Annotated in this window: 14 protein-coding genes; 9 read left to right on the forward strand and 5 right to left on the reverse strand. The window is 44.8% G+C overall.

Translation table 11 applies throughout. From position 1 onward, the window contains the following. The first annotated feature begins 70 nt into the window (after positions 1-70). Positions 71-583, forward strand: coding sequence for a phosphohistidine phosphatase SixA (gene sixA / locus ALT761_RS06005; RefSeq protein WP_232043543.1), 513 nt, complete (start codon positions 71-73; stop codon positions 581-583). Between the two features lie 164 nt (positions 584-747). Next, the gene (locus tag ALT761_RS06010) at positions 748-936 is read left to right on the forward strand and encodes a hypothetical protein (RefSeq protein ID WP_013784916.1); all 189 of its coding nucleotides are present in this window, start codon (positions 748-750) and stop codon (positions 934-936) included. Here the strand turns inward: ALT761_RS06010 and ALT761_RS06015 are convergent. Further along, positions 933-2,225: an HlyC/CorC family transporter gene (locus ALT761_RS06015; protein ID WP_013784915.1), complete on the reverse strand. Its 1,293-nt coding sequence runs from the start codon at positions 2,223-2,225 to the stop codon at positions 933-935. The genes ALT761_RS06010 and ALT761_RS06015 overlap by 4 nt on opposite strands. Before the next feature lie 128 nt (positions 2,226-2,353). Then, on the reverse strand, positions 2,354-3,145 hold the full coding sequence (locus ALT761_RS06020) for a cytochrome C assembly family protein (protein ID WP_129737313.1): 792 nt from the start codon (positions 3,143-3,145) through the stop codon (positions 2,354-2,356). A gap of 322 nt (positions 3,146-3,467) precedes the next feature. On the opposite strand from ALT761_RS06020, the gene ffh reads away from it, so the two are divergent. The 7 genes from ffh to ALT761_RS06055 all read left to right on the forward strand — a co-directional run bounded on the left by ffh (position 3,468) and on the right by ALT761_RS06055 (position 14,433). Further along, positions 3,468-4,898, forward strand: a complete 1,431-nt coding sequence (gene ffh / locus ALT761_RS06025; protein WP_126871887.1) for a signal recognition particle protein — start codon at positions 3,468-3,470, stop codon at positions 4,896-4,898. 163 nt (positions 4,899-5,061) lie between these two features. Continuing rightward, positions 5,062-7,122: a YncE family protein gene (locus ALT761_RS06030; protein ID WP_129737315.1), complete on the forward strand. Its 2,061-nt coding sequence runs from the start codon at positions 5,062-5,064 to the stop codon at positions 7,120-7,122. Positions 7,123-7,406: 284 nt separating this feature from the next. Then, complete coding sequence (locus ALT761_RS06035) at positions 7,407-7,817, forward strand: hypothetical protein (protein WP_129737317.1); 411 nt, start codon at positions 7,407-7,409, stop codon at positions 7,815-7,817. A gap of 334 nt (positions 7,818-8,151) precedes the next feature. Beyond that, positions 8,152-11,904: an ATP-binding protein gene (locus ALT761_RS06040; protein ID WP_129737319.1), complete on the forward strand. Its 3,753-nt coding sequence runs from the start codon at positions 8,152-8,154 to the stop codon at positions 11,902-11,904. Further along, positions 11,901-12,536: a condensin complex protein MksE gene (locus ALT761_RS06045; protein ID WP_126871883.1), complete on the forward strand. Its 636-nt coding sequence runs from the start codon at positions 11,901-11,903 to the stop codon at positions 12,534-12,536. Before ALT761_RS06040 ends, ALT761_RS06045 begins: the two co-directional genes overlap by 4 nt. Continuing rightward, entirely contained in the window at positions 12,533-13,753 is a 1,221-nt protein-coding gene (locus ALT761_RS06050; protein ID WP_129737321.1) for a phosphoenolpyruvate carboxylase, read from the forward strand. Before ALT761_RS06045 ends, ALT761_RS06050 begins: the two co-directional genes overlap by 4 nt. Before the next feature lie 260 nt (positions 13,754-14,013). Next, positions 14,014-14,433 (forward strand): TerB family tellurite resistance protein, encoded by a 420-nt coding sequence (locus tag ALT761_RS06055; protein WP_129737323.1) that lies wholly within the window; start codon positions 14,014-14,016, stop codon positions 14,431-14,433. A 232-nt stretch (positions 14,434-14,665) separates the two neighbouring features. Here the strand turns inward: ALT761_RS06055 and nhaD are convergent, their stop codons facing one another. The 3 genes from nhaD to ALT761_RS06070 all read right to left on the reverse strand — a co-directional run bounded on the left by nhaD (position 14,666) and on the right by ALT761_RS06070 (position 20,390). Next, positions 14,666-15,910, reverse strand: coding sequence for a sodium:proton antiporter NhaD (nhaD, locus tag ALT761_RS06060; protein ID WP_129737325.1), 1,245 nt, complete (start codon positions 15,908-15,910; stop codon positions 14,666-14,668). A 321-nt stretch (positions 15,911-16,231) separates the two neighbouring features. Then, positions 16,232-19,351: an efflux RND transporter permease subunit gene (locus tag ALT761_RS06065; protein WP_126871879.1), complete on the reverse strand. Its 3,120-nt coding sequence runs from the start codon at positions 19,349-19,351 to the stop codon at positions 16,232-16,234. Continuing rightward, positions 19,344-20,390, reverse strand: a complete 1,047-nt coding sequence (locus ALT761_RS06070) for an efflux RND transporter periplasmic adaptor subunit (RefSeq protein ID WP_442858144.1) — start codon at positions 20,388-20,390, stop codon at positions 19,344-19,346. The genes ALT761_RS06065 and ALT761_RS06070 overlap by 8 nt, the downstream gene beginning before the upstream one ends. Positions 20,391-20,414: the final 24 nt, after the last annotated feature.

Genomic DNA, 20,414 nt, shown 5'->3' on the forward strand with positions numbered 1-20,414 from the left:
GTTTTGTGCTATGCGTAATTAAAGCACTCTGTTATCGTAACTGCACATAAAACATAGTATGCGTAATGTTATGTCAGGTCAAAGTAGCAACGACGACATTTTTTTATTTATCATGCGTCACGGAGAGGCAGAAGCGCCGCGTTTGGATGACAAAAGTCGGCAGCTCACTCAAGTTGGTAGACAGCAATCGTCGGCCGCCACGCAGTGGTTGTGTGCGAATTATTGTCCTGATAACGCCGTGGATTTGGCGTTAATCAGCCCTTATCGCAGAACGCGTCAAACCCTTGATATGGTGTCGCTCGATATCGTCGCTGATAAAGTCGAAGTCAATGAAGATATTATTCCCGACGGTTCAGCAGAATTGGTTAGTGATTATTTGTCTGCACGCATTCACAGTGCTGTGAATACAAAACAACCTCTCAAGCGAATATTGGTGGTTAGCCATATGCCGTTAGTCAGCTATTTGGTTGATGCACTGTGCCAGTCTTACACAACCAGTTTATTCGCTACCGCCTCTATTGCCGTCATCCGATACTCACTTAGAACACAAAAAGGTACCTTGGTAACGCATTATCAAGGCTGAAGGTTTAATTGACGAGAATAGGCCAAGATATGTGTTTATCTGGCTTGAAAATCGATGGTTACATTAGACTAAAGATTTATTTGTGAATTTTGCTTCAGAAGTTTTGTTTTTGACCGATAATAAATATTGAGAGTGTCAAAGTTTATTCGAAAGCAGGGTGGGGAATGACCAGCAAATCTATTCCTGAACTCCTCAAGCGTTCATTGCAGTCGCACATGGCGGAAGCAGATTTGCGCGAAGATGAGGAGATGCAGGACATTATTACAAAATTGTCTACGTTGTCTGACAAGGTTGCGGCTGCAAAAGCGCAAGTGCTTGCCAAACGTGCTCAAAAAGCAGTAGATAAAATCTAGTCTGAAGCGCCAGACTGGGGTGCATTGAAGTACTCCGGCATAATACGAACCGTTTTGATCATGTTTTCTGTAATATCCACAATCTCTAACGGGTAACCTGCCAAGCGTACACTCACTTTGTTCTCAGGAATTTCTTCTAAATACTCTAGCAATAACCCATTCAACGTTTTCGGGCCTTCGGTAGGCAAGTTCCAATCCATTTCTTTGTTTAGATCGCGAATGTTAGCACTGCCATCTACCAATACTGATCCGTCTTGCTGAACGTGCGCTTCTTTGCTGTGATCAGGCACCATGCTGGTCGTGAAATCACCGATAATTTCTTCAAGAATATCTTCTAGCGTCACCAAGCCCATAATATCGCCATACTCATCAACAACGAGTGCGATGCGTTCTTTTTCTGCTTGAAACTTATACATAAGGGTATGCAGCGGGGTAGACTCTGGTGTGTAGTAAATTTCTCTTACCGCTCGCAGAAGACTCGATTTAGTGAACTGATCCTTTGACAATAAGCGCAGGGCATCACGTACATGTACAAACCCAACTGCATCATCAATGCTATCGCGATAAAGTAGCACGCGGGTATGTTGAGCGTGGGTAAGGTGCTTCTGAATACGTTTCCATTCGTCATTAATGTCTATGGCAACAATTTCAGCTCGTGGCACCATGATGTCTTCAGCTGTGACACTTTCTAAATCAAGAATGCTCACCAACATATCTTGGTGTTTTTTAGGGATAAGGCTTCCCGCTTCGTATACCACAGTGCGTAATTCTTCGCGGCTTAAAGAGTCGTCATTACCATCTGAGGGGCTAATTTTAAGCAGTGCTAAAATGCCATTGGTGATGCCATTGATAAACGCCACGAACGGATAAAGTATCGTTAGCAAGGGTAAAAGTATGACTGAACTCGGGAAGGCCACTTTCTCGGGGTAAAGCGCAGCTAATGTTTTCGGGGTGACTTCCGCAAAAATAAGTAGAATTAAAGTTAAGCCAAAGGTGGCTGCAAATAAGCCCCAGTAATCGCCAAACAAGCGTATACAAATTATTGTCGCTAACGATGACGCGGCAATATTGACTAGGTTATTCCCTATTAAGATAAGACCGATAAGTCTATCAGGGCGATCGAGGAGTTTTTGAACCCGTTGGGCAGATTTATTGCCTTCATTTTGCAAGTGCTTAAGGCGATATCGGTTTATCGACATCATGCCTGTTTCAGAGCTAGAGAAATACGCAGAAAGTAATATGAGTACGCCGAGCGCGATAAACAGCGTACTCGTAGATATGTCGTCCAACTATTGGGTTCCTATCATTTATTGATGTTCAAATACTATAATTTGAAGTTAGGTCTACATGTGCAATATACGCAGCATACGCTAGGTGTGCACGTAAATTTGATTAATTCATTTGGATAAATGGCGATTTATAGCAATATTTCTCGTACCAATTTACTACCGAAGTACGCAAGTGACAGTAAAATAACCCCAAGTACTGTCATAAATATCACTTGTTTGCCGCGCCATCCTCGAAGTTTCTGACCGACCAATAGTATTAAGTACACCACTAACGCGGCACTTGATAGTACCGTTTTATGTGCATACGTTTTATTAAACATATCGTCTAAGAAAACAAATCCACTTAGCAGCGATACAGACAACAAGCACGTACCCGCCAGCAAAAGCTTAAACAATATGCCTTCGACTAACATCAAAGGTGGCAAAGATGAATGTAGAAGCGTTGCACCTTTTTGCTTCAATCGATAGGTAATGTATGACATTTGCAAGGCATAAAGAAAAGCAATAACCAATGTGCAATAAGCAAACAAAGACAAGCTGATATGCACCACTAGCCCCGGTTGCAGCTCGATATGCATGATGTAAGACACGGGGATAAATAGCGAGGCCAGCACCGATAAGCTAGCAAACCCAAATACTACCGGAAGCAAAATAAGGTTGGGAATAGCGCGCGCAAATATCAGCATGGCGGTGGTGATTATCCACGCCACGAGTGAAAGCACATTGGTAATACTCATGTCTTGGCCAGGCGCTACCATAATAACGTTAAGCAAAAACGCAATATGCGCAACAACACCTAAGCTAGCTATGCCTAGGCCTAAGCGTTTGTTTGGGCCTTCTTGATGTACAAACTTGCCAAGTAAAACAATGGCGGCCATAGCGTAAAGCGCAGCGGCGGCAATGGCGAAAGCGGTGTTCATGATGTTTCCTGTAAAAAATGGTGTTTATCACCAATACTGGCGGTATTGATACTGGAAGTTGGGCTTAAATTCAACCATCTCCTTGTTTTTCTTTATGCAAGTACCATGTATTGGAGCAATAGAGTTCGTTTAATTCCCTCGCATGCAAGCCTGCGAGATGAGACAATAACGACCTGAATTAGTTTAATGGTGGCTCATAGCAGGCTTGTATGCATGAGCAGTAGACAGAGGAAAGAAATTTCCTTCACTAGACGGTACGTTAAGTTGCCCTTTTACGTTACAATAGGCGCATTACGTCTGAAATAAATAGAAGTTTCATACTATGTTTGAAAATTTATCAGAACGCTTAGGCCAGACATTACGAAATGTCAGTGGTAAGGGGCGTCTTACAGAAGACAACATTAAAGAAACGCTTCGCGAAGTGCGCATGGCGTTACTTGAAGCGGATGTTGCATTACCAGTTATTAAATCCTTCGTTGCACAAGTTAAAGAACGTGCGGTAGGGACTGAAGTTACCAAGAGCCTGAAGCCTGGACAAATCTTTATCAAGATTGTTCAGTCTGAACTTGAAGCTGTGATGGGGGAAGCTAACGAAAAGCTAAACCTTGCCACTCAGCCACCTGCGGTTATTTTGATGGCAGGCCTTCAAGGGGCGGGTAAAACCACCTCAGTGGCTAAGCTTGCTAAATACCTTACCGAACGTGAAAAGAAAAAGGTAATGGTAGTAAGTGCCGATGTTTATCGCCCCGCAGCGATCAAACAATTGGAAACCCTTGCTAGCGAAGTGAATGTAGCTTTTCACCCGTCAACTATTTTACAAACGCCGATTCACATTGTTGAAGGCGCCATCGATGAAGCGAAGAAAAACTTCTTTGATGTACTGCTAGTTGATACCGCGGGTCGTTTACATGTCGATAATGACATGATGAACGAGATCAAAGATTTACATGCTGCTGTGAAGCCAATTGAAACCTTGTTCGTGGTTGATGCCATGACAGGCCAAGATGCGGCTAATACAGCAAAAGCGTTCAACGATGCACTACCATTAACCGGCGTAATCTTAACGAAAGCCGATGGTGATGCGCGCGGCGGTGCTGCCCTTTCTGTTCGTCATATTACAGGTAAACCTATTAAGTTTATCGGTATGGGCGAGAAAGTTGATGCGCTAGAGCCATTCCATCCAGAGCGTATTGCTTCACGTATTTTAGGCATGGGTGACGTACTCAGCTTAATTGAAGAAGTAGAACGTAAAGTTGATCGCAACAAAGCGGAACAACTGGCTAAGAAAGTCCAAAAAGGCAAAGGTTTCGATCTGCAAGATTTTAAAGATCAGCTTGAGCAAATGAAGAACATGGGCGGCATGATGGGAATGATGGACAAACTGCCTGGTATGGGCGGTATGTCTGAAAAAATCAAAGAACAGGCCAACGACAAGCAGTTCAACCAGATGGAAGCCATCATTAATTCGATGACACCGGCTGAACGTTCTCGCCCTGATATCATTAAAGGGTCGCGCAAGCGTCGTATTGCTGCAGGTTCTGGTACTCAGATTCAGGATGTGAACCGTTTACTTAAACAGTTTACTCAAATGCAGAAGATGATGAAGAAAATGTCTGGCGGCGGCATGAAGAAAATGATGCGTCAGATGAAAGGTATGATGCCTCCAGGTGGGCCGGGCGGTCCAGGTGGATTTGGTGGCGGCGGAGGCCCTGGTGGTTTCGGCGGCGGTGGCGGTATGTTTCCCCCAAGATAGCTGTTAAAAATTGATTATTTTGAAAGCCTCATTTGACTAAATGAGGCTTTTTTTATTTTTTTGCATCTAATTCTATGTGCAAGTCGTTTGGTTTAAGTGACAGGGCGTTAGCAGTTTCACGCGTCTACTTAATCTGAGAGCACGTATAATGGAGTTACACTGCATGAAAATGGTAAATACAACATCAAACACACTTAAATTAACGGCTATTTCTGTAGCGGTGGCCATGCTGTTATCTGGTTGTAATGGCGACGACGGAAAAGATGGTATAGACGGCGTTGCTGGTATGGATGGCGCAGACGGAAGTAACGGCGCACCAGGCTTGCCTCAAGGCCAATTTCTTATTGCCAATAATGGTGAGAGCAATAGTGGCACCGTAAGTCTTGTTGACCAAAACGCGAACACGCTTGAAACGCTAACCACAGGCGCAAATGAAGGTGTCGTTTTCACCCAAACAGGCAGCGTAGTGCAAGCAGGAGACAGCGATACGCCCTTGTTACGTACTTTATGTTCCTTATCAAGCAGCACATCAGGCATGTATTCAGCAGATGCTGACACAGAAATTAGTGGTGCCAACACAGGACTAACTAACCCGAAAGGAATTGCAGTAGCTAATGACGCGGGCATTATCTTTGCTGCCGACTTTACTGGTATGCGCATCAGTATTTTTGGTAGCCAAGCTGCTGGCGATGTGGCTCCGGTAGCTGAAATTGTAACCGCAGCCCAACCTTGGGATGTGGCATTTGATGAAGATTCAGACCGCTTATTTGTGGCACTAACCGATGGTACCATTGCGGTATACGATGATGTGATAGCCTCTGAGTTTGCCCCAACAGTGACGCGTACTATAGTGCCTTCAGATAGCGATGGAAACCAAATCTCTGTTAACGCTCACGGTATTGTTTACGAGCCTATGTCAGACAGATTAGTGGTATCGGATGTTGGCGATGCTGCCGTAGCTGACGATGGGCAACTATTTGTGCTTACCAGTGCAGCCTCTGCTGATGGTGCTACCGTACCTACCAGAACTATTGGCGGTGCATCAACGGTATTAGGTAATCCTGTTGATATTGCGCTTACCGGTTCTACCTTGCGCGTGGCTGAAAAGTCGAATGACGCTATTCTTGTCTTCACCAACATATTTAGTGGTGAGAGTGGCGACATAGCTCCTGACCTTGTTACCTCTACCAGTAAGCCTGAATCAATAGCTGAATTAACAGATGTAGAAATGCAAGTGGACGCGTCTGACAATGGTCTATCTACCATGCCCATCAAGGGGCTTAGTGTAACCAGTAATCCTGGAGAAGCTGGCGATACCACCGGCGGTGTTACGCAGTATAGCGCCACATTAAGCAGTGAGTTAGCTAGCTTCGATAGCACTATTAGTATTGAGAGCGCAACTTACACCGACGTGGGTGACGGGTATATTACCTTTGATGATACGGCAACCAGTACAGGTGGCATATTGGTAGTAAACCGTCTTAAATCTACCCGTAATGACGGTATGTATAATACGTCTTACGACCATGAGATTAGCGGTGATAGCACGGGACTTATTGCGCCTAAAGGTATTGATGTTTCATCAAACGATAATCTTATATTTGTTGCCGATATAGATGCCACCGCACCAGGTGTTCGCATTTTCTCAACGTGTGCCGCAGGTAATGTTGCTCCGTTACTTACGCTAACGGCATCTAACGGCGCTAGCCCTTGGGATGTTGACTATGATGCAGAAACAGATCAAGCGTTCTTAGCGCTGACTAACGGTACTGTCGCGGTATTTGAAGATGTGGTGCGTAAACTTAATAGTGGAATGGGCTCTATTGACGGTGAAGACCGATTAATTACGCCCGCAATGTCGGGAACGGCTGTTGCCGCGCCTACGAATATTCATGGTATCGATTACGATGCACAAAGCGACTCATTGGTCATCTCTGATGTGGGTAGTGCAGCAGATGCCACCGATGGAAAGCTTTATGTTATTCCAGGTGCTAAAAACGCAAGTGGCCTAACGGATATGTCGGTATCTATCTCTGGTCCGCTAAGCATGTTAGGCAACCCAGTCGATTTGATGTTAAGTAACGGTCATGTGTATGTGGCTGAAAAATCGAATAGTGCTGTATTGCGTTTCGATAATATTCTAAATCAGGCATCCGGTGATATGACGCCTAGCTACAGTGTTCCATTTACTGCACCTGAATCGGTATCTATTTTACTAAATTAATAGCGCTACGCAGTCAATAATAATGCGAAGGTAGGGAAAACGGCAACTGAGTGATTCCTGCTTTGAAGCATTAAAGGTGCTAAGTTGAAATACTAAATTGATGCACTAAGTTGAAGTGCTAATCTGAAACGAAAAGGGGCTAGTTAATAGCTCCTTTTTTGTGCCTTCACATTGTGAAAAAACGAGTCCGCTACGGGTAAGTTGAGTGAAAGCTCAAGCATTTAGCTAACTATCTTCTATATTTAAATAAAGCTTCTGATAAAACGAGCGAGTGCTTAGTTAAGATGAAGAATAAACATTATGTTATTAGACGAGACAATAATATTGTGGTCATCCACGTAAAAGGTGCGTGGGACGCAATCATTACTGAAAGTTTCAGTAATGATTTTAAAAATATAGGCAGAATGATAAGTCACGCGCCATGGGCACATTTAGTTTATTTTGATGAATGGGCGTTATCAACTCCTGATGCAGAGCCTGTAATCAACGAAATGCTGGTGTGGGCGGAAGCAAACAATATGACCCATACCGCGAGAGTCTATAAAGACAACGCATTAAAAACCTATCAACTTGACCGTATGATCGATCTGCAAAAACAAAAAGGGTCAACACGCCACTTTGAAACTGCATCAGATGGTTTTGACTGGTTGGCTGAACACGGGTTCAACGCTGAAACCGCAAGGGTATCAGAGTAAATAGATAACCCGATTAACTCACTTTTCTCCCTATAAATATGCTCACATCTTGTCCTGCTTTTGCCTAGCCTAGTTCTTTGGAACAAAGCGCATGTGAATATTGAGCAGCCTTTGAATAAAAAAGCAGCATTCATTTGCTCTGGCATGCCACAAACCCTTTTCCCATCTGTGCAAATCATTCAATTCATAATACACTGACCGGCTAATTAACCATTTAACAAGCGTGTCTAAAGACAGTAATGGTTTGTTAAACATGGAATGATAAAGACGGTTGATTAACGTGGTAGTAGCTTATTCAGGCTACATGCAAAGACTCAAAAATATAGGATACTGAATGGCAGGCTTAAAACGTATTGTTCTCATCGATACCCATTTACCGGGTGTAGTAGAATTGAAGCTTGATGGGCATACCAACATTTGTGGTACAAATGCATCGGGTAAAACTACCTTGCAGCGGCTCATTCCGGTTTTTTACGGCGAATATCCTAGCCGCGTAGTTCCTGCCACTCGCGATAGTTTTGAGCGCTGGTACTTACCTCGTTTATCTAGTTTTATTATTTATGAATATGCGCGCGCCGATGGTGATTTGTGCCAAGCGGTCTTAAGCTCCAACGGTACGGGTGTTAACTATCGTTTAGTGGGCAAACCGTTCGATATTGATGATTACTTAATTAAGCAAAAAAGTGGCAAGCACGTTAGCGTAAGTAGCGCCGAACTTGCCCGCGCCATGAAACGCAATAACGTGATGGTAACCAGCTTACTTAACACCAAAGATTTCCGTGCAATTGTGCAAAACGATCATGGTGTATTAAACCAAAGCGGTAACGGCCGAGAGCTGTTAGGTTACGCTAAAATATTTAGCCTGTGCGAGCCAAGCAAGCACATGCGTCATATCGAAAAACTTGCAAAAGCGGTGCATTCGAAAGAAGGCAAGATGGAAACCATCAAAGCCATGATTGCCGCTATTTTGGAAGAAGACGGGGTAACACCGCCTACTTCAGGTTTAAGCCGTCACCGTGTTGATGACTGGATTAAAGAGTGCCAGTTAATCAAACAGTTCGACAATATTCGCCCTGAGTTCAGCAAGCTTGAACAAGCCGATATGGCGTTAAGCAGCACTGAGCAACTATTAGCTAACTTAAAGCACAGCTTTGAGTTGGATAAAGTGCATCTATCTACCCGTGTTGATACCACTAAAAACGAATTAGATGAGAATACATTTCAGCGTAAACAAACGGATAGTCAGTGGCACGATACCCGCGACCACCTTAACCAAGTTATTTCCTCTGCCCGTGCAGATGTTGAAAAATACACCAGTGAACTTGATACCGTTGAGCGTGAATTCGATAAATGGCAAGACCAGAATATCGATAAACTAAAAGAAGATGTAGCCAATCTAGCGCAGTGGCAAAACGCCCGTGAACTTGCCGACAGCCGCTATTTATTGCTTACCGAAAAGCACCAAGATATTGAATCAGCCTACAACAAACGATTGGCTGAGCTAGGCGATAAGTTGTCGCTTTCGTTAGAGTCGCTTTCAGCGGCCCGACAAGAGGCGGCAGAAACAAAGGCTGAGCAAACGCAACAAGAGCATGAAGCTATACAGCGCATCCGTGATGATTACGCAGGTCAACTCAGCACCTTACAAGCAAATTTTCAAACCGCGTCTGGTGAGCTTAAAGTCGCTGAAGCTGAACTAAAAGCGTCGTTGTCTAACGCGGGTTATAACGAATTTGAACAGTCGCAATTAGATTTGCTTGATGCCGCTACAAAAGAAGCGTCGGTTAACGAAGATGCAGCTCGAGCTGCCTACCGACAAACTCAGCAAGCCCACAGTAAAGTGGTGCAGTTTAGGCAAGATGCCTCAAACGCACTTGATAAAGCGCGTGTTGCCTTTCAAAAAGAAGAAAGTGCAGTTTCAAAAATCAATGGCTTGCTGTATCCGGGGGAGGGCTCATTGTTAGAGTTCTTGCGAGCTAATGTTGATGATTGGGAATTATCATTAGGTAAGGTGCTTCGCCCTGAGTTGTTAGACCGAAACGACTTGAGCCCTAGTGTGGTTAAAGACGCAAGCGCTGCTAAATCGGACGAAAAGTCAGACACTGATGAAGCAAGTACGTCGTTGATGGGCGTTAGTCTAGCCCTATCAGAGCTTGAGACGCCGGAATACGCGCAAACTGAACAAGCCTTGAAGCAACAGCTCCAATTGGCAGAAACTCGTCAAGCGGCATCACTTGCTGCGCAAAATGAATGCGAAACGCGTTTAGCTAAAGCCAATGAAGATGTGCGTAATGCTGAATTGTCGATGACGCAAAAAGACAATGCAGTGAAAAGTGCCGAAGCTAGCCGTAAGCGTGCGCAACAAGACCGTGATAGCTTATTAAGCGAATACCAGCAGGCACTTTCAGCGCGCAAGCAAAAGGCGAAAACGAAGCTTGATGCTAATCTGCAAGCCCAAAAGCAAGCGAAAGCCCAATATGAGCTTAGCCGCGATGAAATAAAAGATCAGCAGCGAGAGTCGGAAACAGAACATAGCTTCCACTGGCAACAACTTATCGCCGACAGTACAGGCCGTATTGCACAAATTGATAAAGACATGCAGCAGGCAAAAGCGAATGCTGCCCGCGACCGTGAAGACATGCAGAAGTGGCTTGAAAATGAGCTGAATAATCGCGGTGTAGATATAGACGAAATAGGTCAGCTTAAAAAGCAAATCAATAAACTGAAAGAAGATATAAACCGCACCGAAGCCCACCGCCATAAGGTGGCTGATTATGAACGTTGGTATGCCACCATTTTCACTAAACAAAAAGTGGTGTGGCAGGACGAGCTCGCGAAAGCACGGAAATCTTTAGGGGAATCTGAACGCGGTTTAGCTCAAAAACAAAGCGAGTACAAAGCGACGCGGGAACAATTACAAGAACAGCAAGCTTTACTTGAAGCTAGGCTGAAGACAGCAACGGATCAACTAGAACAAGTTCGAACGTTAAGTAAGTCACTCAGTAAGCTTACCCTGCAAGCCGCGAAAGAGTTTACTGAAATTAAGCATGACGATGTCAGTGTGAACCAGCGTATTTCTGAAGTTCAAGGGCACTTGCAAGAACGAGATACCCTTTATAGTGATATTCGCGCCTATGTAGAAAGGTTTGATCAGTTAATAGCAGCGCAAGCTGGAACTGGACTATCTGATACATGGGAACGTGCACGAGAAGAATGCGCCACCATTAACGCCCATGGAGTAAAGAGCTTCGACCATCGCCGTATGGTATCGCACTTATCTCAGCTGCTTAACGTGATAGTGCCTCAGAAACTGCAAGGCTTACGTGAGCAAGGTAGAATATTCGGGGCTGACTTGTCTCAGTACTACTTTGTACTTGCCGACATAGATAAGCGCATTGTGTCGCAAAGCCGCCGAATTACCCAAGAAGTCGACGGTGAGTTGTTCCTAGATGGCGTGTCTGATTCAGCTGTGAAAATTCGATCTCGCATAAGTGAGCTAGAATTCTGGCCAGAGCTAGAGCAGTTTAGAAAGCTTTACGAGCATTGGATGGAAGAGGGCGCCAATACCTTACCTGAAGAAGAATACGGGCTAAGTATGCGCCGTGTGCTAGATATTTTAGGCCGCGCGGCACTGACTGGCGGCATCAGCAAGTTGCTTGATATCGAACTTCATTTACGTGAAGGCAAAAGCGACTTGGTTATCCGAACCGATCGTCAGCTTAATGAATCGTCTAGTCATGGTATGGCTTACCTTATTTTGTGTAAGTTCTTACTGGCCTTTACTCGTTTATTGCGAGGCGACGCAGAAGCAACCGTACACTGGCCAATTGATGAACTAGGTACGCTGCATCAAAGCAACGTTAAGAAAATATTTGATGCCTGTCAGAATAATAACATTAGCGTAGTCGGGGCGTTTCCAAACCCTGAATCGGAAGTACTTACTTTGTTTGAAAATCGCTACTTAATTGACAAAGTAACCCGCCAGTTGCAGGTGGTTCAGCCTAGAACCAGTGGCATTGCCGCTCGCCTACAAGCAAAAAAAGCACAAGATAAAGGGAACGCCGCTAGCCAGGAGACATTATCATGATGACTGAACAAGGCCGCGTGTTAAGCGCACTATTGCAAGGGACGTTTATTTGTCAGGTTACTGACGAAGAAGCATGGCGTTTTTTAAAAAACCGTGAAAAAGCCCAGCAACTAGAGCCACATTTAGCCATGTTAAATCGCACACTTTCAAGCACAGCTGAAGGCGATGTGTTTTTTGCCAGTTACCTCACCATTGGTGAGGCAGAGCGCAAAATGTTAACGCAACAGTTTCAAGATACTGCGTCTAATTTAGTGCCGCTGGTGGAATGGTTATTGTTAGTACAACAAGCCAATGAATCTGATATGCCGGTTACCATGGGCAATGCTATTCGCTTGAACGAACTGCAAACCACTATTGAAGATACCCCTGCGTATGCCGAGCAACTAGAGAAAATTTCTCGTTACCGCATGTTTGGTTCTACCAGCGTGAATCTAGATGGTCAGTTAAAGCAGGTATTTAAGCGCCTAACTGAAATGGGCTACTTAACCAAGCCAAACCCAGAAAAGCAGATTTACCTTGCCACCGGTAAAGTAGAGCACCTTTATGAAATGCTGCGTTTTATTGATGAAACCGAAGCGCTAAGTTTATCTGAGCAAGCTGATGCTGCTATAACCCAGGGTAGTTTGTTATGAGCCAAGCGCTTATTCAAACAGGCACTCGCTTACTGAATGCATTGGGTAAGCACAGCGACCTTATCATGCAGGCTTATATTAGCGGCACGGTTGATGAGCAAAATCACAGCCCTAAAGTATTAGAGCAACTGGTGCAGCTTGGCGTGCTTTGGCGCCCAGAGTCACAAAGTGAGTTGCGGCTTAAAAGCGCGGTGCGTACGTTATTAGAAGGTAGCTTACAAGACGAAAGAAACCGCACGATTAATGCTAATATCGGTGCCTCGCTAGCGAGCTTAAAAACCTTAGCCGAGCATTACAAAGAAGCCCTGCATTATAATAAATACAACGAATCTGCTGCTCACATGAGCGATTTAACCGAGCATGTGTATCAACTGTCTGAGTCATTATCGAACAGCGTACGTGTGTTGTTCGGACGTATAACTAATGAGTTTGGTTATGTGTCGTCGGTAGATGCGAAAATTCGTGAAAACGAACTGGCGCAAGGGCAAGTTACTGACTTGCTGTCACAGCTGGAATGTTTCCGCTTTGACGAATTAAGTGAAATCGCTGGCTCAAACCGAGAGCTTCGCCATTTGCTGGTGGTGTCTTTGCAACAGCGCTTTTCAAAAGCTGCGCAAGAACTCTCAGTGGTACAAGCGCGCTTGATCGATTTACTCGGGCGATTCAGAGAATTCCAAGGTCGTACACGCTTGCTAAAGGGCTACTTGCTGCACATGGAGCAACACCCTGACTTTGCGCCGGGTAACTACACTAACTTGACGCAAGTGCCAATTCTGTTTAATCAATCGAACAGCGTGATTAGTGCTGCGGCGCCAGATGTGAATAACGTTGAGCACGAGAATGATTATCAAGAAATTGTGTCCTCGCTTACGCATATTCATCAGCGTAAAGGAAAACATGACGAAGCCGACGAGCCACAAGATATTGATGTAACCGCACAATCTACGGTATCTCTTGAAAAGGATGAATTACAGTTGGCCATAGAAGACTTTTTCTGTGAAGTCATTGATTCGGGCCAACCGAAAACCGCGTTAACCTACTACGAAGAAAAAGCATTAGGATTTGATCGAGAGGTCTGGATGTATCAAGTGATTGGCGGCTATCAAGCGCTTGCCGATCAAGAAAAGCAATTTTTTGCCCTCGATCCCCATGGTGAAAATGACAAAACGTTTACGGGCAACTTCTACATTAATGATATCACCCTAGGGCTGCGTTAGCGGCTCTATTCTTTTCAATTATATTCACACTTAGTTTGGGCTTCTTATACGCATATTTACTTGGATCCCACGGTAAAAAGACTATAATGAAACAGTTATTTTACATTTATTTCACACATTGAACTTAATTGTTCATGGTGTCGTAATATAGCTGTCAACGAGCAGGAGCAACATTAAAACTCTCGTTAGAAACATAAACTGCCTAGCAGGATGCGGGCAAGTAGTGGTGCCAATGCGTATGGCACGAAGAGGATGAAACTATGCAACTTTCACAGCAACAAACCTTTAATCAAGCACTTATCAAATTATCTGTTTTGCTATACCAAGTAGACGGTATGGTGACGCTATCCGAACAAGATTATCTCAATTCAATGGTTGAAGAATTAGACTGGCAAAGTCCAATTTGCCGAGAAGCTTTCTTGAACGATACGATTTATCAGACCAGACAAGCTATTGATACTGGCGATGAACTTGAGTTCATGAGAGCGCTAAAAGATGACCTGGCTTTTGACGCGGAAAAAACCCTAGAGGTTGCCATGGCAATTACTGGCGTAGATGGAGAGCGAAGTGAAGCAGAAACAGAGCTGTTATCAGTACTTACTCACAAACTGTTAGCAAAGGCATTGATAGCAGGCAGCAGTACGCTGCCCAATCAGGTTAGTAGCCAAGCTCCGCACTAACTGCCTAGAGCACGTATGCATCATATGCATCTAGCGCTCGGTATACGTCTAGCGCTTAGCTAGATGTAAAGCACACAAGTTACTTTTTTGTATCAAAGCTTGATAACAAGCCTTGTAACTAGGATTGGCAACTAAGCTTGGTAGCAAGGGCAGGTAGCAAAGACTGGGTCACTGAATAGTGGTTTCAGTATATTTTCTCGCTAGTGCATTGTCTTGCTAGAACATTGTTTTACTAGAACAATGCATTAGCTAACAGCAATACCATGGTGTAGCCAACACTATAGGCAAGTAGTAATAGGCCAGAGTAACGAAGGAAGGAAGCAAACGTTAGCCCTTCCACTTTACTCATGGCCACAATGCCTGCTGCAGATCCTATCACCAATAAAGAGCCACCCACACCTACCGCATAAGTGAACGATAACCACTCGGGCGTCGTCATTGCTATTTCAGCTTTTAACAATGCTGCGGTTAAAGGTACGTTATCTATCATGGAAGACATTATTCCCATCAGATAATTAGCCACACTTACAGGCAATGAATCGTATAAATACATGAAGCCGTTAAGTGCATGAATATGTTCCAACATACCTACAAGCAATAGTACGCCTAAGAAAAACAGCAGGGTGTCGAATTCTATGTAACGAATGTAGTCAAGTATGGGGTCGTTGTCGTTATGTTTTCCGTAGAGCGTTGCCACCATGAACATAACTGCCATACCAGTTAAAAAGCTAAGTACGGGTGGAATGGAAAACATGACGTTGGCGGCCAGTGTAAATATTATGGTAGCAAGAAATATGGCGGCAATGATGTAATCTACGGTTGCAATATCATTTCGCTGTTTTTTAATTCTTACTTCCCCGGTAATGCCAATACTCAATAATGCAGCTAGCAACATCACGGTAATAAAGGAAGGACCTATCAGCATGAGAAGCTCGGTAATAGATACTTTGTGTTGTAGGAAAATCATCAACGTTGTGACATCGCCGGTAATTAATGACACCCCACCAGAATTGACGGCAAACACCACCAACACAGAAAAGCGGATGGTTTGTTTCAATGGCAAGCCCAGAGATAGTACGAGCGCAATTGAGACCAAAGTTGCCGTAATGTTATCGGCTAATGAGGAGAAGCAAAAACTGAAAATAGCAGTAAAGAACAATAATGCTTTCAGGCTAATTTTCTTTGGCATCACAATATTCATCACATTTTCAATTAACCCTTTTCGGTTTAAATACGCCACGAATGTCATCGCTGCCACCAAAAATAACCACAGTGTGGAAATCTCAGTAAGGTTAGTCATCAATGCGTCGTTGATGTCCGCGGTCTGAGAAATAGAGGAGGAAAATATAAATAGAAGCAACCAAGAGATAGTGCCAAGTAACAAGGTGGTTTTGGCTTTGTCTACATGAATAAGGTCTTCGAAGATAACGCACAGTAGCGCAAGAATGGCGATGACAATAAGTGCCACGTCTAACATGGTGTCAGTTCCTAACAGCAATTTTTATTCGCGCGGATTGTAAAAGCTAGGGAATGAAATAAACAGTGAAATGGGCATGAATGAACCATTTTATGCGATATTTTGACTATCAGTGTGATAACTTTTCGCTATCACTGATGGCAGAGTGAAAAAACGCTTCACCAATTACTTAATCGGCGACAATGATAATCATGATGAAGCTTAAATAGTGCAGCCTTTATTAGCCGCTGAGTTATAAAAAAGCCCCGTTAAAAACGAGGCTTTTAAAAGGTACATTAGGTACAAATGAGTAAGCGAGTATTCACGCCGTCGGTATTGGCCTTAACTTACACTGGCTTCTTCGCGCAGTTCAGCGTCTCGCATTTCCCCTTCTAACCGCTGGCTTTCATCGGCGCGAGGTTTAGTAAATCGCGCTAGGGCAAGATAAAGTACTGGCGTTAGGTATAAGGTGAAGACAACTGCAATACCTAGCCCACCAAATACAACCCAGCCAATAGCATTTCGCGCTTCAGCGCCAGCGCCGGTTGAAAGTATCAGTGGCAGACCACCTAGTATAGTGGACACCAATGTCATCATAATAGGGCGAAGGCGAACCCGACCCGCTTCTATAATGGCATCGTAAACACTGTAGCCTTTGTCGCGTAACTGATCGGCAAACTCAATAAGTAATATGGCGTTTTTCGCTAGAAGACCAATCAACATCACTAAGCCAATTTGCGAGTATATGTTAATGCTTGTACTGGTTAGGTACAGGGCATAAATTGCCGCAGCAATACCGAAGGGGACCGTTAACATAACCACGACGGCTGAATTCACACTTTCAAACTGCGCTGCCAATACTAGCAGTACAATAATAAATGCGAGTACATAAGTTAGGGCAACTTGCTTAGACGTTTCTTCATAGGTTTGCGCTTCACCTAAGAATACCAACCCCATGCCATCGGGAAGTGTTTCATTGCCAAGTTCGCGGATGCTGTCTACCACATCACTTAACGCTAAGTCTTCTGGCAAATCCATTTCGATATTGATGGCACGGCGCTGCGCTTGGCGTTCAAGCTCTGCCGCCACGCCTTCTTCAGTAATAAATGCGACACTGGATAATGGCACTAAGTTACCAGTACTGCTTTTCACATACAGATTAGTCAGATCTGATGGGTTAATAGAATTTCTATTATTAGTTTGCAGCATGATAGGAATGGCTTGGTCACCTACGTTTAAATCAGCAATATCATCACCATTTACTGCGGCGCGAAGGGCACTGGCAATATCTGGCAGTGGCACTCCTAATTCCTCTGCACGTCGCCTATCTATATTAACTCGCATTTGAGGCTGCGTAGGGTCATAGCTGATTTGCGGTCTACCCACTTCAGGTAACGCATTTTCTATTTCGTTAGCAAACGCCAATGCCGCTTTATGAATGTTTTCATAAGTATCACCCGTGAGTGCCAGTTCCAAACCACCGCCTTGGCCACGTAAATTAAGGCTGTTCCCGCCAAAAGCATTGCCCGGCGCACCTGGAATGGCTTGCAAACCAGGGCGAATTTCACCCACGATGTCTTGTAACGATTTGTCGCGGTCATCCCAATGCTTAAGCGGAACAGTAATAAATACAATGTTAGGATCCCACTGGCCTACCACCGTATAAATTGAGTCGATGGTGCCGTTTTCCACGTAAGGGAATAGCATTTCCTCCATCTTCTCGGCCTGTCGGTCCATAAAGTTCAGACCTGCGCCATCAGGGCCGCGAGCAAATATCCGAATGGTGCCTCTATCTTCACTTGGCATTAATTCATTATCGATATTTTTAGCCAGCAGGTATGCACCACCGCCAGCTAATAAGCTTAGTATGCCAACCGCCCATGCGTACTTTAACGCAAACACCAATGACCTTTGATATAGCCGTAAACAGGCGTGACCGAAGCGGCCAAACGTAGCATCGAAAAAACCCGACTTCGTAGATTGCTTTTTTGAAAGCCGAGCGGTAAGCGCGGGTACTAACGATAAAGCAACAAACGATGAGATGATAACTGCTCCTGCTAGCACGCCTCCGAATTCTCTGAATAAGCGCCCTGCGGTAGAAGGCAAAAATGCGATAGGTATAAATACCGAAGCTAGTACTGCCGTAGTAGCAATAACCGCAAAGAATACTTCGCGGGTACCAATAACCGCGGCTGCACGAGGACCAAGCCCCATAGCCCTTCTGCGCTGAATGTTTTCAGATACCACAATGGCATCATCAACAATCATGCCTGTGGCAAGCACCAACGCCAATAAGGTTAGAATATTAACCGAAAAGCCCATGGCCCAAATGATACCTAACGCACCTGCAAGTGAGACCGGAATACTCAGCGCTGGCACAATAGTGGCGCGCCAAGAGCCAATAAACACTAATAAAGTAAGAATAACCAAGGCTACGGTAAGACTTAACGACACCACGACTTCTTTCACCGAATCTCGAATAAATTCAGCGTCGTCAGATGTCACTACAATCTTCATGTCCGTAAAGCGTTTATCTAAGTCTTTCACCATAGAAAGCACTTCATCTGAAATTTCAATGGTGTTTGAGCTAGCTTGTCGGATAACGCCTAAGCCAATAACAGGGCGGCCATCAAGTCGAACCATACTGCTGGAATCGGCTGGGCCAAAATACACACTGGCTACATCGCTAATTCGTATATCACCTGAAATGACAATGTTACCTACGTCTTCAGCACTGACTGATGTCGCGTCTGCACGCACAATTAAGGCTTGGTCGGAAGATTGAATACTGCCTGCTGGCACATCAAAAGGGGCGAGTTCTAATGCGCTGGCAATTTCGGCCATCGATAGCCCAAAGCTGGTTAAACGAAGGGGATCTACAGATACCCTAAGCACACGTTCTCTGTCGCCACTCATGCTGACATCGGCTACCCCAGGAATGCTCAAAAAAAGCGGAGCGACATCGGTATCAACACGCTCAGTCAGGGTTTCCATGTCTAGGGTGTCGCTTGAAATAGCTAGGCTTACTACTGCTTGGGCATCACTGTCTGCGCGAATAATGGCAAGCTCTTCAACATCATCCGGTAATTGTCGCTGAACACGGCTCACCGACTCTCGGGTTTCGTTGGCGGCATCTTCTAAGTTAACGCCAGCGCGAAACTCTACTCTTATCCGTGCTGAGTTTTCTTCGCTTTGTGCGGAAATGTTTTTCACGCCGCTGACCCGAGCTACCGCGCCTTCTAATCGACTGGTAACTTCGGCATCGACAGTTTCCGGTGATGCACCAGGGTAGGTGGCAGTCACCGTAATTCTTGGCGTATCTACGTCGGGGAGTTCTCGTACTTCTAGTGCATTTAATGCCGATAAACCAGCAATCGCAATCAGTAAATTAAGAACAACTATGAGTACCGGCCGTCGAATTGATAAAGAGGGGAGGTCGTTGGTTGCAGGCGTATTACTCATTGGCGGGGCCCCCAACCAATTCAGTCGTAATCGCTTGTCCATTTCGAAGGCGTTGCACACCCTCAGCAATTAATTTGTCTCCTTCGCTAATGGCGCCAGACACTAATATTGCACCGCGTAAACGTTGATGAACGTCTACATCAACACGTTTCGCTTTTCCTGACTCTGCCAGCCAAATGTAAGCGCCGGTAGCACCCCATAATAACGCGGCTTCAGGGATCGCTGCATAGCGGTCGCCCTGAATACTTAAATTTACCCGAAAGCTCATACCAGGGCGGAATTTATCTGCAGAGTTATCTAACAGTGCGCGGGCACGCAAAGTACGATCTGCTTCGTTAATACGCGAGTCAATTTGTGCAATTTCGGCTTTTATAGACACTTCGCGATCGCTCCACGGCTCTAGCGTCACGTCCGGCGCATTCATTAGCACAGGTAAAGCGGCTTCTGGGGCTTTGAAGTTAATGTAAAGCTTACTTCTATGGTCCAGAGTAGTGATTAACGTTTGTTCGTTTATTCGATCGCCCACTTCAATGTCAGTAATGCCTACAACGCCATCAAAAGGTGCTTTTATAAACCGGTCATCTAAGTCGACAATAGCTTCTTCTAAAGCAACTTCGGCTAGGTCACGCTGAGTGCGAGCAAGGTCAAGTTCACTAATAGGCACCGCGCCTTGCGCATGACTAGTGATAAGCCTATCAAGTGTACGCTGTGCATCTTTCAATGTTAACTCTGCACGCTTAACGGCATTCTTCTGACGACGGTTATCTAGCTTTATTAAAACTTTGCCAGCTTCAACGAGTTGGCCCGGAACAAAATTGACCTCGATAACTTCATCGGCAACAGCAGGGTAAAGTGCAATGGAGCGAAGCGCCTCGGCACTGCCCACAGCTTCCACTTTTCGGGTTTCATACATGAAAGAGACTGGCTCAGTTACGACTAACTTAGCCTGTTTGTCACCCATAAATTGACTGTAAGCCGGCACACTGGTTAGTGCTAATACCACACAGCACGCCGATACCCTCGCGTATCGGGAGATCATATTTGTCATTTTATTTTCCGAAAT

The organism is Alteromonas sp. 76-1 (assembly GCF_900654235.1).
Taxonomy (GTDB): Bacteria; Pseudomonadota; Gammaproteobacteria; order Enterobacterales; family Alteromonadaceae; genus Alteromonas; species Alteromonas naphthalenivorans.

Coding starts and splice junctions, on each gene's coding strand:
- sixA (WP_232043543.1), top strand. CDS start 71: ATGTCAGGTCAAAGTAGCAACGACGACATTTTTTTATTTATCATGCGT.
- ALT761_RS06010 (WP_013784916.1), top strand. CDS start 748: ATGACCAGCAAATCTATTCCTGAACTCCTCAAGCGTTCATTGCAGTCG.
- ALT761_RS06020 (WP_129737313.1), bottom strand. CDS start 3,145: ATGAACACCGCTTTCGCCATTGCCGCCGCTGCGCTTTACGCTATGGCC.
- ffh (WP_126871887.1), top strand. CDS start 3,468: ATGTTTGAAAATTTATCAGAACGCTTAGGCCAGACATTACGAAATGTC.
- ALT761_RS06030 (WP_129737315.1), top strand. CDS start 5,062: ATGAAAATGGTAAATACAACATCAAACACACTTAAATTAACGGCTATT.
- ALT761_RS06035 (WP_129737317.1), top strand. CDS start 7,407: ATGAAGAATAAACATTATGTTATTAGACGAGACAATAATATTGTGGTC.
- ALT761_RS06040 (WP_129737319.1), top strand. CDS start 8,152: ATGGCAGGCTTAAAACGTATTGTTCTCATCGATACCCATTTACCGGGT.
- ALT761_RS06045 (WP_126871883.1), top strand. CDS start 11,901: ATGATGACTGAACAAGGCCGCGTGTTAAGCGCACTATTGCAAGGGACG.
- ALT761_RS06050 (WP_129737321.1), top strand. CDS start 12,533: ATGAGCCAAGCGCTTATTCAAACAGGCACTCGCTTACTGAATGCATTG.
- ALT761_RS06055 (WP_129737323.1), top strand. CDS start 14,014: ATGCAACTTTCACAGCAACAAACCTTTAATCAAGCACTTATCAAATTA.
- nhaD (WP_129737325.1), bottom strand. CDS start 15,910: ATGTTAGACGTGGCACTTATTGTCATCGCCATTCTTGCGCTACTGTGC.
- ALT761_RS06065 (WP_126871879.1), bottom strand. CDS start 19,351: ATGAGTAATACGCCTGCAACCAACGACCTCCCCTCTTTATCAATTCGA.
- ALT761_RS06070 (WP_442858144.1), bottom strand. CDS start 20,390: ATGATCTCCCGATACGCGAGGGTATCGGCGTGCTGTGTGGTATTAGCA.